The organism is Rhizobium sp. LCM 4573, from assembly GCF_001854865.1.
Taxonomy (GTDB): Bacteria; Pseudomonadota; Alphaproteobacteria; order Rhizobiales; family Rhizobiaceae; genus Neorhizobium.
In genome coordinates this window covers 14,765-29,152 of record NZ_MDDW01000005.1, presented here as the reverse complement: position 1 = coordinate 29,152, position 14,388 = coordinate 14,765, and the positions used below count along the sequence as shown (strand labels likewise).

12 protein-coding genes are annotated in these 14,388 nt (G+C 63.2%); 5 read left to right on the top strand and 7 right to left on the bottom strand.

Annotation, left to right across the window (positions count from 1 at the left end; genetic code table 11):
* Positions 1 to 173: 173 nt before the first annotated feature.
* The gene (gene parE, locus LCM4573_RS10930) at positions 174 to 2,228 is read right to left on the bottom strand and encodes a DNA topoisomerase IV subunit B (protein ID WP_071006591.1); all 2,055 of its coding nucleotides are present in this window, start codon (positions 2,226 to 2,228) and stop codon (positions 174 to 176) included.
* A gap of 195 nt (positions 2,229 to 2,423) precedes the next feature.
* Between parE and LCM4573_RS10925 the strand changes: the two genes are divergently transcribed.
* From LCM4573_RS10925 to LCM4573_RS10910, 4 genes are all read left to right on the top strand, one after another.
* Positions 2,424 to 3,308: an alpha/beta hydrolase gene (locus LCM4573_RS10925; protein WP_071006321.1), complete on the top strand. Its 885-nt coding sequence runs from the start codon at positions 2,424 to 2,426 to the stop codon at positions 3,306 to 3,308.
* 154 nt (positions 3,309 to 3,462) lie between these two features.
* On the top strand, positions 3,463 to 4,236 hold the full coding sequence (gene tpiA / locus LCM4573_RS10920) for a triose-phosphate isomerase (protein ID WP_071006320.1): 774 nt from the start codon (positions 3,463 to 3,465) through the stop codon (positions 4,234 to 4,236).
* A 102-nt stretch (positions 4,237 to 4,338) separates the two neighbouring features.
* On the top strand, positions 4,339 to 4,809 hold the full coding sequence (gene secG / locus LCM4573_RS10915) for a preprotein translocase subunit SecG (RefSeq protein ID WP_083347418.1): 471 nt from the start codon (positions 4,339 to 4,341) through the stop codon (positions 4,807 to 4,809).
* A gap of 127 nt (positions 4,810 to 4,936) precedes the next feature.
* Positions 4,937 to 6,574: a CTP synthase gene (locus LCM4573_RS10910; protein WP_083347397.1), complete on the top strand. Its 1,638-nt coding sequence runs from the start codon at positions 4,937 to 4,939 to the stop codon at positions 6,572 to 6,574.
* A gap of 46 nt (positions 6,575 to 6,620) precedes the next feature.
* Here LCM4573_RS10910 and LCM4573_RS10905 read toward each other — a convergent pair whose 3' ends face one another.
* Positions 6,621 to 7,709, bottom strand: a complete 1,089-nt coding sequence (locus LCM4573_RS10905; RefSeq protein WP_071006317.1) for a citrate synthase/methylcitrate synthase — start codon at positions 7,707 to 7,709, stop codon at positions 6,621 to 6,623.
* A 72-nt stretch (positions 7,710 to 7,781) separates the two neighbouring features.
* On the opposite strand from LCM4573_RS10905, the gene LCM4573_RS10900 reads away from it, so the two are divergent.
* Complete coding sequence (locus LCM4573_RS10900) at positions 7,782 to 8,921, top strand: citrate synthase (protein WP_071006316.1); 1,140 nt, start codon at positions 7,782 to 7,784, stop codon at positions 8,919 to 8,921.
* 16 nt (positions 8,922 to 8,937) lie between these two features.
* Here LCM4573_RS10900 and glp read toward each other — a convergent pair whose 3' ends face one another.
* From glp to LCM4573_RS10875, 5 genes are read right to left on the bottom strand one after another with little or no spacing between them, the layout of a single operon-like run.
* Positions 8,938 to 10,152, bottom strand: a complete 1,215-nt coding sequence (gene glp, locus LCM4573_RS10895; RefSeq protein WP_071006315.1) for a gephyrin-like molybdotransferase Glp — start codon at positions 10,150 to 10,152, stop codon at positions 8,938 to 8,940.
* 3 nt (positions 10,153 to 10,155) lie between these two features.
* Complete coding sequence (gene moaC, locus LCM4573_RS10890; RefSeq protein WP_071006314.1) at positions 10,156 to 10,650, bottom strand: cyclic pyranopterin monophosphate synthase MoaC; 495 nt, start codon at positions 10,648 to 10,650, stop codon at positions 10,156 to 10,158.
* Positions 10,647 to 11,462, bottom strand: coding sequence for an indole-3-glycerol phosphate synthase TrpC (gene trpC / locus LCM4573_RS10885; protein WP_071006313.1), 816 nt, complete (start codon positions 11,460 to 11,462; stop codon positions 10,647 to 10,649). The genes moaC and trpC overlap by 4 nt, the downstream gene beginning before the upstream one ends.
* Positions 11,463 to 11,469: 7 nt before the next feature.
* Positions 11,470 to 12,486: an anthranilate phosphoribosyltransferase gene (gene trpD, locus LCM4573_RS10880; RefSeq protein WP_071006312.1), complete on the bottom strand. Its 1,017-nt coding sequence runs from the start codon at positions 12,484 to 12,486 to the stop codon at positions 11,470 to 11,472.
* Positions 12,487 to 12,498: 12 nt separating this feature from the next.
* The gene (locus tag LCM4573_RS10875; protein WP_071006311.1) at positions 12,499 to 14,388 is read right to left on the bottom strand and encodes a peptidylprolyl isomerase; all 1,890 of its coding nucleotides are present in this window, start codon (positions 14,386 to 14,388) and stop codon (positions 12,499 to 12,501) included.

The following is a 14,388-nucleotide window of genomic DNA, read 5'->3' as shown; positions in this document are numbered from 1 at the left end:
GTGACCGCTGGCATGTGGGCTGCCGAGGTCAATCGTACAAGTGTAGCCCCAATGGGTTTAAAATGAAGCTTACTTATAGGGCGTAGCCGGTAGATGCGATAGAAATATGAACAAAAGCGGACCGGACACTTTCGCGCGCCCGGTCCGACACGGCTTGCGCTTTTCTGAGCCGGTCAAATATCGAGATTTTCCGCGAAGGCGGCGCGTTCCTGGATGAAGCGGAAACGGGCCTCGGCCTTCGTGCCCATGAGATTGTCGACAGCCTCGCGGGTGCCTTCGAAATCCACATCGTCGATCTCGACGCGCAGCAGCGTGCGCTTTTCGGGATCCATCGTGGTTTCCTTCAGCTGCGACGCCATCATCTCGCCGAGACCCTTGAAACGGCCGATTTCGACCTTCTTGCCCTTGAAGACGGTCTCCATCAGTTCGGCCCGGTGAGCATCGTCGCGGGCATAGACGGTTTTGCCGCCCTGGCGCAGGACATAGAGCGGCGGCACGGCGAGGTAGAGGTGGTTGCCGCGGATCAGTTCCGGCATCTCCTGGTAGAAGAAGGTGATGAGCAGCGAGGCGATGTGCGCGCCGTCGACGTCGGCATCGGTCATGATGATGACGCGCTCGTAGCGAAGATCCTCCTCGCGGTATTTCGAACGCGTGCCGCAGCCGAGCGCCTGGATGAGATCGGCGATCTGCTGGTTGGCCGAGAGCTTTTCGCGGCTGGCGCTGCCGACGTTAAGGATCTTGCCGCGCAAGGGCAGGATGGCCTGATTGGCGCGGTTGCGGCCCTGCTTGGCCGAACCGCCTGCCGAGTCACCCTCGACGATGAAGAGTTCGGCACCTTCCGCCGTGTTCTGCGAGCAATCGGCAAGCTTGCCGGGAAGGCGGAGCTTGCGCACCGCCGTCTTGCGGTTGACTTCCTTCTCCTTGCGGCGACGCAGGCGCTCTTCGGCGCGTTCGATCACCCAGTCGAGAAGCTTCGCGGCCTCCGCCGGATTGCCGGCGAGATAATGGTCGAAAGGATCGCGAAGCGCGTTCTCGACGATGCGCTGTGCCTCGACGGTCGCGAGCTTGTCCTTGGTCTGGCCGACGAATTCCGGCTCGCGGATGAAGACGGAGAGCATGCCGACGGCCGAGATCATCACGTCGTCAGTGGTGATTTCCTTGGCCCGCTTGTTCTGCGTCAGCTCGGCATAGTTCTTCAGGCCCTTGGTGAGCGCAATGCGCAGTCCGGCCTCATGGGTGCCGCCCTCGGGAGTCGGGATGGTGTTGCAGTAGGAATGGATCTGCGGATCGCCGCCATACCAGGTGATCGCCCATTCAAGCGCGCCATGGCCGCCGGTCTTTTCCGTGCGGCCGGCAAAGATCTCGCGCGTGACGGTGAATTCCTTGCCGAGCGTCGCGGAGAGATAATCTTTCAGTCCGCCAGGGAAATGGAAGACGGCTTTTTCAGGAATTTCGCCGCCCGCGGGCACCTGGCCGGGGTCGCAGCTCCAGCGGATTTCGACGCCGCCGAAGAGATAGGCCTTGGAGCGGGCCATGCGGAAGATGCGGCCGGCATCGAATTTCGCATGATCGCCGAAAATCTGCGGATCGGGGTGGAAGCGCACCTTCGTGCCACGGCGGTTCTGCACGTCGCCGAGATGCTCCAGGCCGCCCTGGGGGGTGCCACGGGAAAAGCGCTGGCGGTAGAGCTTGCGGTTACGGGCGACCTCGACCTCCAGGAAATCGGAAAGCGCGTTGACCACCGAGACGCCGACGCCGTGCAGGCCGCCCGAGGTCTCATAGGCCTTGCCGTCGAACTTGCCGCCGGCATGCAGCTTGGTCATGATGACTTCGAGAGTGGACTTGCCGGGCACCTGCGGATGGTTTTCGACGGGAATGCCGCGGCCGTTGTCGGTCACCGTGAGATAGCCTTCGGCATCGAGATGGACCTCGATGAAATCCGCATGGCCGGCGACCGCCTCGTCCATCGAATTGTCGATGACTTCGGCAAACAGGTGGTGGAGCGCCTTTTCGTCCGTGCCGCCGATATACATGCCGGGCCGCATGCGGACGGGCTCGAGGCCTTCGAGCACGCGGATGGAGGAAGCGCCGTAATCGTCGCCCGTGCCTGCCGGGGCAGGGCGCGGCGAAGCGGGCTCCGACGCGCGCGCCGAAGGCGTCGGCTCAAGGTCAACGGGCTTTGCAGCGGCTACGGGAAGTTCCGCAAAAAGGTCGTTATTGTCATCCATCGGCTGCGTCGATACTACCTGTCGGGGTGCGGAGGAAGAGGCCATACCCATCTCATGCTGTTTCGAATCACCTGCGATTGTGCCAGAAACCCGGCTTTTTCGCGATGCCGCAGGGAAACGGTTTTCCGTGACCAATGCGGCCGTGTATCGGTAATGGCAAGCAGCCAAGCCTCGAACAAGCGGTGAGAAGGCGCCATGTCCACAGTTCATTTCATCCGAGGCGCGATTTTCGTCGGGCTTGCGGCATTGGCGGGAATTCCCGCCAGTGCGCAGCAGGGGCCGATCAGGCCATTCAAGGACGAGCTCTTCTCGCGCCAGACCGTGCTGGAAAGCAGGGATGGCGGCGCATACGAGGTGATCGACTACCAGGAAATGCGCGATATCAACGGGCGCGACCAGGTGCCGGAGCGCCGGGTGAAGAGTGCCTATGTCTCGACCGCGGTGAGGCGCGAGCAGCAGGACGAGACGCTCGATCTCGGCGGCCGGCGCATCGATGTCACCAGAGTGGGACAGGAAAAGGGCGCCGCCTTCACGGTGATCTTCATCCATGGGCGGGGCGGCGACCGGCGCCTCGGCGTCAACGACTATTCCTTCGGCGGCAATTTCAACCGGCTGAAGAACCTGACCGCCGGCAATGGCGGCACCTATTACTCGCCGAGCGTCACCTCCTTCGACGACAAGGGCGTGAAGGATATCGCGGCGCTCGTGCGCTATTCCTTCGAGCAATCAGGGGGGCGGCCGGTGATCCTTGCTTGCGCCTCGATGGGCGGCATGATCTGCTCCGGCATCAGCCGTGATGCTGAGGCGGTGYGGCATCTCAAGGGAATGGTGCTGCTCGGCGGTCCTCCGGATGTCGACTATTCGGCGACGGCGGCCGCAAAACTTCGCCTGCCGGTCTATTTCGCCCATGGCAGCGCCGACAGCGTCTATCCGGCAAAGCAGCAGGAGGCGATCTTCGGGCGGGTTCAGGCGGGCGGTTATCCAGCCCGCTTCACGCTTTTCGAAACCGGCACTCACGGCACGCCCATCCGGATGACGGACTGGCGAAAAGTGCTCAATTTCCTGCTGACGGCGCGCTGAGAGACCGGGAAGCCGTCATTCATGGCGGAATCCTTCGTCGTTTGCAGAGATTCCGTCATTTTTCATGGATTTTCCGAGAGACCTGTCTAAAACCTTCCGGGACGTTTTAGGATCGGCCGCTCGCGGTGGCCGCTGGAAGGGGATATCACGATCGATGACGCCTGATGTGCGCCCGCTGGTGGCGGGAAACTGGAAGATGAACGGCACGCGTGCCTCGCTGGATCAGATCAAGGCAATTGCCGAGGGCGTTTCGAGGAGTGGACTTCCCGACAAGGTGGACGCGCTGATCTGCCCGCCGGTGACGCTGCTCTACGTCTCCACCGCGCTTGCCACCGACAGTCCGCTGAAGATCGGTGCGCAGGATTGCCACCAGGAGGTTTCCGGCGCGCATACGGGCGATATCTCGGCCGAAATGATCGCCGATTGCTTCGGTACGCATGTGATCGTCGGGCATTCCGAGCGCCGCAGCGATCACGCCGAGACGGACCATCTTATCTGCGCCAAGGCCAAGGCCGCCCATGCCGCTGAGCTTACCGCCATCATATGCATCGGGGAGACTGCGGGAGAGCGGGATGCCGGCCAGACACTCGATATACTCAAGCGCCAGCTTGCCGGCTCCGTTCCGGACGAAGCGAGGGCGGAGAACACCGTGATCGCCTACGAGCCGGTATGGGCGATCGGCACCGGCGTCACGCCGACCGTTGCGGATGTGGAGAAGGCGCATGCCTTCATGCGCGCCGAACTCGCGAAGCGGTTTGGCGGCGAGGGGAAGAAGATGCGTATCCTCTATGGCGGCTCGGTGAAGCCGGGCAATGCCGCGGAGCTGATGGGCATCGCCAATGTCGACGGCGCGCTGATCGGCGGCGCGAGCTTGAAAGCCTCGGATTTCCTCGCCATCTACGGCGTCTATGAGGGGCTTACGGCGTAATCCTTCGAAAACGTCCGGAAGGGCTTGGAATGCGCGCCAGCCTCATGTAAAGAGCCGCCAACCTTTTATTGTTGCCTCCTTCGGAGAGGCATGGATTGTATCATGCAGACCGTTCTTATCGTCATCCATCTCATGATCGTGCTTGCGCTCGTCGGCGTCGTGCTGATCCAGCGCTCGGAAGGCGGCGGACTTGGGGTCGGCGGCGGCTCCGGCTTCATGTCGGYCCGCGGCACGGCCAATGCGCTGACCCGCACCACCGCCATCCTCGCGACGCTGTTCTTCATCACGTCGCTGACGCTCGGCATTCTGGCGCGCTACCAGTCCCGGCCGACCGATATTCTCGATCGGATCCCGGCAACCCAGGGCTCCGGCAACGGCATTCTCGATTCGCTCGGCCCGGCGCCGACGCAGCAGACACCCGCGCCGGCCGGCAATGGCGTACCTTCCGATTCCGGCGCGGCCGCCCCGGCTCCTGCCGCACCGAATGCGGCGGCGCCCGCAGCACCCACCAATGGTGCCGCACCTGCAGAGCCCGCTCCCGCGGCTCCGACGGGTGTACCGACCGGCCAATAAGGCGCGGTAACGACTTCAATCTCCGGCAGGCCAAAAGCCTGCCGGTTTTCTTTTGTGAAGATTCCACAGCCGTTTTTCATCAAACGGACGATTTGGGCTGGCGGAATCACTAATGAAAAGGTATCCGATGACTCCCATGGCGCGATATGTATTCATCACTGGCGGCGTGGTTTCCTCCCTCGGAAAAGGAATTGCCGCCGCGGCACTCGGAGCGTTGTTGCAGGCCCGTGGTTATCGGGTGCGGCTTCGCAAGCTCGACCCCTATCTGAACGTGGATCCGGGCACGATGAGCCCGACCCAGCACGGCGAGGTCTTCGTTACCGACGACGGTGCGGAAACCGACCTCGATCTCGGTCACTACGAACGCTTCACCGGCCGTTCGGCCACCAAGACCGACAACATCACTACAGGGCGCATCTACAAGAACATCATCGACAAGGAACGCCGCGGCGACTATCTCGGCGCGACCGTACAGGTGATCCCGCACGTCACCAACGAGATCAAGGATTTCGTCACCGAGGGTAATGAAGACTATGATTTCGTGATCTGCGAAATCGGCGGCACGGTGGGCGACATCGAGGCAATGCCCTTCCTCGAAGCGATCCGCCAGCTCGGAAACGACCTGCCGCGCGGCAGCGCCGTCTATCTTCACCTGACGCTGATGCCCTATATCCCGGCCGCGGGCGAACTCAAGACCAAGCCGACCCAGCACTCGGTCAAGGAATTGCAGGCGCTGGGCATCGCACCGGACATCCTGCTGGTGCGCGCCGACCGGGAAATCCCGGAAGCCGAGCGCCGCAAGCTCTCGCTTTTCTGCAATGTTCGTCCGTCGGCCGTCATCCAGGCGCTCGATGTTGCCAATATCTACGACGTGCCCATGGCCTATCACAAGGAAGGGCTGGATTCGGAAGTGCTGGCGGCCTTCGGCATCGAGCCGGCGCCCAAGCCGCGCCTCGATCCCTGGGAAGAGGTCTGCAACCGTATCCACACGCCGGAAGGCGAAGTGACGATCGCCATCGTCGGCAAATATACCGGCCTCAAGGATGCCTATAAGTCGCTGATCGAGGCGCTGCATCACGGCGGCATCGCCAATCACGTCAAGGTCAAGCTCGAGTGGATCGAGTCGGAAGTCTTCGAGAAGGAGGACCCGGCCCCTTACCTGGAAAAGGTCCACGGCATCCTCGTGCCCGGCGGCTTCGGCGAGCGCGGAGCTCAAGGCAAGATCAATGCGGCGCGCTTTGCCCGCGAACGGAACGTGCCCTATTTCGGCATCTGCTTCGGCATGCAGATGGCGGTGCTGGAAGCGGCCCGCAATCTCGCCGGCATCGAAAAGGCGTCCTCGACGGAGTTCGGCAAGACCTCGGAGCCGGTCGTCGGCCTGATGACGGAATGGGTGAAGGGGAACGAGCTGGAGAAGCGCTCTGCCTCCGGCGATCTCGGCGGCACGATGCGTCTCGGCGCCTATCAGGCGGCGCTGAAGAAGGACACCAAGATCGCCGAGATCTACGGTTCGACCGATATTTCCGAGCGCCATCGCCACCGCTATGAGGTGAACATCGACTATATGGAGCGTCTGGAGAGCTGCGGCCTGGTCTTCTCGGGCATGTCGCCGGATGGCCTCCTGCCGGAGACGATCGAATATCCGGACCATCCCTGGTTCATCGGCGTGCAGTATCATCCGGAGCTGAAGAGCCGCCCGCTCGATCCGCATCCGCTGTTTGCCAGCTTCATCGAAGCGGCGCTGGAACAGAGCCGCCTCGTCTAATGCATTAAAAAGCCCGGCCAAGGCCGGGTTTTTCTTTGAAGGTTCGCTATGCTGCCTGCGGCAGTGGCCCGACATAGACCGATCGCGGGCGGATCAGCCTGCCTTCCAGCGTCTGTTCGCGGGCATGGGCGATCCAGCCGACCGTGCGGCCGATGGCGAATACGCCCGTAAAGGCCTCGCGCGGAAAGCCGAGCGCTTCCAGGAGCAGGGCCGTATAGAACTCCACATTGACCTCGAGCGGCCGATTCGGCTTCCGTTCCTTGAGGATTGCAAGCGCCGCCTGCTCGACGGCTTCCGCGAGCCGAATGCGGGCCCGATCGACCTGTCCGGTGGCGACGAGCGGCTTCAATGCGCCCTTCAGCGCATCGGCGCGCGGATCGCGCACACGATAGATGCGATGGCCGAAACCCATCAATCGTTCGCCGCGATCGAGCGCCTCGCCAAGCCAGGTCTTGGCATGCGCTTCGCTGCCCACGGCGTCCAGCATATCGAGGACCGGGCCGGGCGCGCCGCCGTGCAGCGGCCCCTTGAGCGCGCTCACGGCCGCGAGAACCGAGGAGGTGAGGCCTGCCTTGGTGGAGGCGATCACGCGGGATGCGAAGGTCGAGGCATTGAGCCCATGGTCGGAGATCGTGACCAGATAGGCATCGAGCGCCGCTACCTGTTCCTTGCTCGGCGGCGAGCCGTCCAGCATAGCCAGAATATCTGCCGACTGCGACAGCGACGGGTTCGGGGCGATCGGGGTTTCGCCCTTCCGGAGCCGCAGCACGGCGGGCAGGAATACGGCCGGTGCCGCCAGGAGATGCAAAGCGGTCTCGAAATCCTCGCCATCGGGGAGTCGGGCAATCAGCGCGCGCATCGCATCCACCGGCGGCAGCTTTTCCAGCATGACCTCCATGGCCCGGACATTCGCGAAGATCTCGGCGCGGGCCTGGCCGAGCTGTACCCTCAGCTCAGAAACAGAGATCGGGCGATCGAAAAAGCCGTCCAGCAGCAGGGCGGCCGTGTCTTCATATGTCGCCTGCGTCGCGAGATGGTCGAGCGATACGCCGCGGATGATCAGGCGGCCCGATTCTCCATCCACGTCCGAGAGCCGGGTTTCGGCGGCGATGACGTCCTCAAGTCCATTGTTCATGGTGTTTCTCCTTTACGGAGGGGATGATCGAACCTACAAGCATTGACGTCAATCTTGATATAAACGATCAATATGAACGCACTCTGGATCACCGCCGAAGAGGCACTCGCGCTGCTGGGAACCAAACCGCAGACGCTCTATGCCAATGTCAGCCGCGGACGCATCCGCGCCAAGCCCGATCCGGCGGATCCACGCCGCAGCCTCTACCAGCTCGACGACGTGAAGCGCCTGGCGGAACGCCATGCGGGCCGCCGAAAGTCATCGGCCGTGGCCGCGGACGCGATCCGCTGGGGCGATCCGGTTCTGCCAACGACGATTTCTTCGATTTCCAGCGAGCAGCTTTCCTATCGCGGCAACGATGCGGTCGATCTTTCGGCTCATGCGACCCTTGAGGAGGTTGCGGCTCTTCTCTGGGGGACCTCGGAGGTTCGCGTGGAAGCGGGCATGGCGGAAGGAGAAGCTTCGCGCATGGAGGCCGCCTTCGGCAGGCTCGCGGCTCGGGTGATGACCGATCTGCCGGCGCTCGGGCGCAAACCCTTCGTTCTGCGGGCGGAGGCGGTAGATGTATTGTCGAGCGTTGCCGCCGCGCTTGCGCCCTGGCCGGAGCCTCTACCGCTGCATGAGCGGCTGGCGCGTGGCTGGCGAAGGCCGGAGGCGGCCGATCCGATCCGCAGGGCGCTCGTGCTCCTGGCGGAACATGAACTCAACGTTTCCGCTTTCGCGGCCCGTGTGACGGCCTCTTCGGGGGCGGCGCTTTCGGCAGCAACGCTCTCGGGCCTTGCCACCCTGACGGGGCCCAGGCACGGCGGCGCTTGGCTCGGTGTGACGGCGCTGAAGGAGAAGGCTGCTTCCGTCGGCGTGCGTGAGGCGATCCGTGGCGTGCTTTCTTCTGAAGGCCTCGTCAGCGCCTTCGGCCACCGGCTCTACCCGCACGGCGATCCTCGCGCCAGGGCATTGATGGCGAGCTTCGAGGCGCCTCCGCTTTTCACGGCGCTGGCGGAAGCCGGAGAGGAATTGCTGGGCGAACCGGTCAACATCGATTTCGCGCTGGCGGCGCTCGCCGATACGTTCGAACTACCAGACGATGCGCCACTGGTCATCTTCGCGCTTGCGCGTACCGTCGGATGGCTGGCGCATGCGATCGAGCAGATCGAAAGCGGTCATTTGATCCGTCCGCGAGCGCGCTATGCCGATCCCGGTGAGGGAATATAGTCTCTCGGAGACCGGATCAGGGCCTTATCAACAGGATGGAGCAGGGCGAGCCGGCCGGCAGTTCCGGCGCATGCGGAGGGCGGATGATGAGCGCATCGGAATGCGCGAAAATCTTCATCATCGACGAATCCTGCTTCCGGAAAGGTTCGACCAGAAGATTGCCGTCGCGATCGATCGTCAGTTTCGAGCGCAGATAGTCCTGGCGTTGGTCATTGGCCGAAAGTGCGGTGACGGTAATGGCCTGAGCCTCGCGCCGCCGTTTCGGCAGATTGGCAAGTTTTCGGAGCAGCGGCTCGAGGAAGAGTATTCCGGTAACGAGGCTCGCGACCGGATTGCCGGGGAGGCCGAGCACCTGCATTTCTCCGAGCCTGCCGACCATCAGCGGCTTGCCGGGACGCATGGCGATGCGCCAGAAATCCAGCGCCATGCCGGCATCCTTCAACGTTGCCTGCACAAGATCATGGTCGCCGACGGAAGCCCCGCCGAGCGTTACCAGCGCATCGACCCCTGCGGCGCGGGCCTGCCCAATCGCCTCGGCAATCGCCTCCTGCCGGTCCGGCACGATGCCGAGATCGAGCACCTCGCCGCCGTTGTCGCGCACCAGAGCCGCAATGCCGAAAGTGTTGGAGGCGATGATCTGTGCTTCGCCGGGCTCGCCGCCGGGCGGGACCAATTCGTCGCCGGTGGCGAGAACCGCGACTTTGGGGCGGCGGAAGACGGGAAGCCGTGCATGGTTCATGGCGGCGGCAACCGTCAGATGCGAGAAGTCGAGGAGCGTACCTGCCGGCAGCACCGTTTCGCCTTCGGTAAAATCCTGGCCACGCGGGCGGATATGGCGTCCCTTGAAGACTTCGATCTTTGCGCGGATGCGGTCTCCGTCGAGCTTTTCGGCATCCTCTTGGATGAGGATGGAATCGGCGCCTTCCGGCACCGGCGCGCCGGTGAAGATGCGCACGGCCTCTCCCTTGCTGACGCGGCCCGCAAAAGTGTGACCCGCGGCGGCGGTGCCGATGACCGTGAATTCAGCGCCGGCATTCGGAGCATCCTCCAAGCGCAGCGCATAGCCGTCCATGGCGGAAGCATCGAAAGGCGGCTGGGTAAGACGGGCGAGCACGTCTTCGGCAAGAACGCGGCCGTTTGCCTCGGAGAGCGGCACCATCTCGGTCCCGGTAAGCGGTCCGGCATTATCGAGCAGGCGGTTCCTCGCTTCCGAAACAGGCACCAGTGCCATGGCTCAATCCTCCTCGCGGCGATAGATGCCCGATTTTCCGCCGGTCTTTTCCAGGAGACGGATGCCGCCGATCTCCATGCCTTTGTCGGCGGCCTTGGCCATGTCGTAGATCGTGAGGCAGGCCACCGAAACGGCGGTCAGCACTTCCATCTCGACACCGGTCTTGCCGGTGAGTTTCGCCGTTGCCGTCACCCGCAGGCCGGGCAAGGTTTCGTCCTCCGCGATTTCCACCGAGACTTTGGTCAGCATCAGCGGATGGCAGAGGGGAATAAGATCGGAAGTCTTCTTGGCGGCCATGATGCCGGCAAGGCGTGCCGTGCCGATCACATCGCCCTTCTTGGCATTGCCTTCGCGGATGAGCTTCAGCGTATCCGGCTGCATGAGAACATAGCCCTCGGCGGTCGCCGAGCGACTGGTTTCGGCCTTATCGCCGACATCGACCATATGCGCTTCACCGGAAGCGCCGATATGGGTGAGGCGCGGCTCTTCAGCCATCATTCAGCCGCCTGAATTGCTGTCTCGCCAGTCAAGAGCGCGCGTGTCGCGCCGGCGACATCTTCCTTGCGCATCAGGCTCTCGCCGACGAGGAAGGTGGTGATGCTGCATTTTTCGAGGCGCCGGCAATCGTCGTGGGTGAAGATGCCGCTTTCGCCGACCAGCAGGCGATCAGGCGGAACCATGGCTGCGAGCTTCTCGCTGGTTTCGAGGCTGACTTCGAAAGTGCGCAGATTGCGGTTGTTGATGCCGATCAGCGGCGAGGAGAGCTTCAAAGCCCGTTCCATCTCTTCCGCATCATGAACTTCGACGAGCACATCCATGCCGAGGCCGAAGGCCTCGTCCTGCAACTCCTTCGCCTCGTCATCGGTGAGCGAAGCCATGATGAGCAGGATGCAATCCGCACCCCAGGCGCGGGCTTCATGGACCTGGTAGGTGTCGAACATGAAGTCCTTGCGAAGGGCAGGCAGGGAGCAGGCATCGCGAGCCGCCGTCAGGAATTCCGGTGCACCCTGGAAGCTCGGCGTATCGGTGAGCACCGAAAGGCAGGCAGCGCCGCCAGCTTCATAGGCGAGGGCAAGTGCCGGCGGATCGAAATCCGGGCGGATCAGCCCCTTGGACGGGCTTGCCTTCTTGATCTCGGCGATCAGTCCGAAGGCGCCGGCCTGCTCCTTGGCCTTCAGTGCCTTGTAGAAGCCGCGGGGAGCGGTTTGATCAGCTGCACGCGCCTTCAGCTCGCTGAGCGCCACGCGCGACTTGGCTGCCGCGATTTCCTCACGCTTGTAGGTTTCGATCTTCTTCAGGATGTCCGTCATGACGGTCTCAATCCTCATCATTGGAAACAGCGACCAGACGATCGAGCGCAGCCGCGGCATTGCCGCTGTCGAGCGAATGCGCTGCGAGCCGCATGCCGTCCATGATCGTTTCCGCCCTGCCGGCCACGATCAGCGCGGCGGCGGCGTTGCAGAGCGAAATATCGCGATAGGCATTTTTCGCACCGGAAAGCACCTTGCGCAAGGCGGCGGCATTGGCCACCCCGTCGCCGCCCTTCAGATCGGCAATCGATGCCGTTGGGACCCCAAAGTCGGCAGGCGTCAGGTCGAAGCTGCGGATATCGCCACCTTCAAGCGCGACCACGTGGGTAGTGCCGGTGGTGGTGATCTCGTCCATGCCGTCGCCGTGGACGACCCAGACCGTCTCCGATCCGAGATCACGAAGCACTTCCGCGATGGGCTGCAGCCAACGGGGTGAGAAAACGCCAAGGAGTTGGCGCTTCGCGCCAGCCGGATTGGACAGGGGGCCAAGTAGGTTGAAGATGGTGCGGGTACCGAGCTCCACGCGGCTCGGGCCGACATGACGCATGGCCGAATGGTGCTGAGTGGCGAACATGAAGCCGATACCGGCCTCGCGAATGCAGCGGGCTATACGATCCGGCCCAATCTCGAGATTGACGCCGAGGGCAGACAAAGCATCGGCAGTACCCGATTTGGAACTCAGTGCCCGATTGCCATGCTTTGCGACCGGTACGCCGCAGCCGGCGACGATGAGCGAGGCAAGCGTCGAGATGTTGTAGGTGCCGATGCCGTCGCCGCCGGTGCCAACAATATCGACGATATCGGCCGTTGCCTCGACCGGCAGCATCTTGGAACGCATGGTCGCGACCGCGCCGGCGATCTCGTCGACGGTTTCTCCGCGCACGCGCAACGCCATCAGGAAGCCGCCGATCTGCGAGGGCGTCGCTTCGCCGGACATCAGGATGTCGAAGGCCTCGCGCGCCTCCTGCCGAGTGAGGCTTTCGCCGTTGGCGACCTTGGCGATGAGGGGCTTCAATTCCGGCATCCGTTCCGTCCCTTACCGGACCATCTGGGTCGCCTGGTCGGCGGCGGCCTGGTTGATCGTTACCCCGTAATCGTTCTGAAGGCGGTTGACCATCTGGTCCAGCATGTCGTCTCCGGCGGATTCGGCGATCCGGTCGAGCTGCGGGTCGCTGGAAAGAGCGTCGGCGGGCGCCTGTTCGCTACCGATCACCTTCATGAGAAGGCGGCTTTCGCCATCGGCGGCAAGCGCCGTGCCGGTCGCACCAACCGGGCCTGCAAAGGCGGCGGCGATCGCTTCGTTGCCGAAGATCGCATCCTCGGTATTGCGGCGAACACCCTGCTTCGTCTCGACGGAGAGGCCGAGCTCGCCGGCGATAGCGGCAAGCGTTTCTCCCTTGTCCAGCCGGCCCTTGAGTTCGTTGGCGCGTGCCGTCAGCGCCTGGCGCTGCTGTTCGGCGGTCCAATCCGCGACGACCCGTTCTCGCACCTCGGAGAGTGTGCGGTCACGCTCGGGAATGACCTCGCGAACCTCGAACCACAGATAGCCATCATTGCCGAAGTTGACCGGCAGGGCATCTGCACCCGGTTCGGTGCGGAAGACATCCTGGAGGAAATTGGGAACAGCGGGCAGGCCTTCGACCTTCTCGCCCTGATCGCCATTGCCGGAGGCGTCGGCCGTTACCGTGGCAGCCTTGAGATTGAGTTCCTTCGCGGCTTCCTCGAGCGTCGAACCGCCGGCCCGAAGTTCCTCGAAACGGTCATGGGCATTGGCCACCTCCTGCGACGCGGCGGCGATCGCCAATTGCTGGCGAACCTCTTCCTTCACCTCGTCGAAGCTCCTGGTCGTTTCCGGCCGGATATTCGTGACACGCAGGATGACCGGGCCGAAAGCGCCCTGGACGGCCGGGGTCGTACCGCCTTCGGTGTTCACCGCGAAAGCGGCGTCGGCGATCGACTGGTCCGGCATCTTCTCCTTGCTGAACTCACCGAGCATCACGTCGGCGGCGGTCTTGCCCTGGTCGGCTACGAGCTGATCGAAGGTGGCGGTGCCGTCCTTGAGCTGCGTGGCGGCAGCATCGGCCATTTCCTTGTTCGGGAAGATGAGCTGCTCGATGGTGCGCGCGCCATGCGTGGTGAAGCTGTCCTTTCGGCGCTCGTATTCGGCGCGCACTTCGTCGTCGGAAACGGAGGAGGGAACGGCAATATCTGCCGGCTGCAGCGTCACATAAGTGAAGGTGCGGAATTCCGGCGCACGGTAGCGGATCTTTGCGCCTTCGAACCAGGCGTTCAGCACGTCGTCGGCCGGAGCCTTGACCGGATCGATATTGGCGTTGGAGAGCAGGATATATTCGACGGTGCGGCTTTCATCGCGATACTGCTTCAACGCGTCGACAAGCACCTGCGGCGGCTTGAAGCCGTCCGAAACCGCCTCGACGATCTGGCTGCGGACAGCGACCTTGCTGCGCTCGGTGATGTAATCGTCTTCCCTGAGGCCGGCATTGCGCAGCCGCGTGGTGAAGAGATTGCGGTCGAATTGACCGTTCGTGGCATGGAAGGCAGGGTCTTCGGCGATCAGCGTCGCGAGACGATCATGCGACATGCCGAGGTTCATGTCGTCGGCGAGCTGATCGAGTGCTGCGCCCGCGGCAAGCTGTGCGAATACCTGGCTTTCGAGGCCGAAGGCGCGTGCCTGCTCGGGCGTGAGCTGGGTGCCGAACTGACGGCTGAGGCCGGCAATCTGGCGCTGGTAGGCGAGGGCGAATTCCTGCATGGAAATCTCCTGGTCGCCCACCGACAGAACGGTGTTGGAGCCGTTCGTCAACATCGACGTTGAAACGCCCCATATGCCGAAGGAAACGACCAGCAGCAGAAGCAGCGCCTTCGCAACCCAGGATCGGGCCGCGTTTCTGAGGGAATCAAGCAT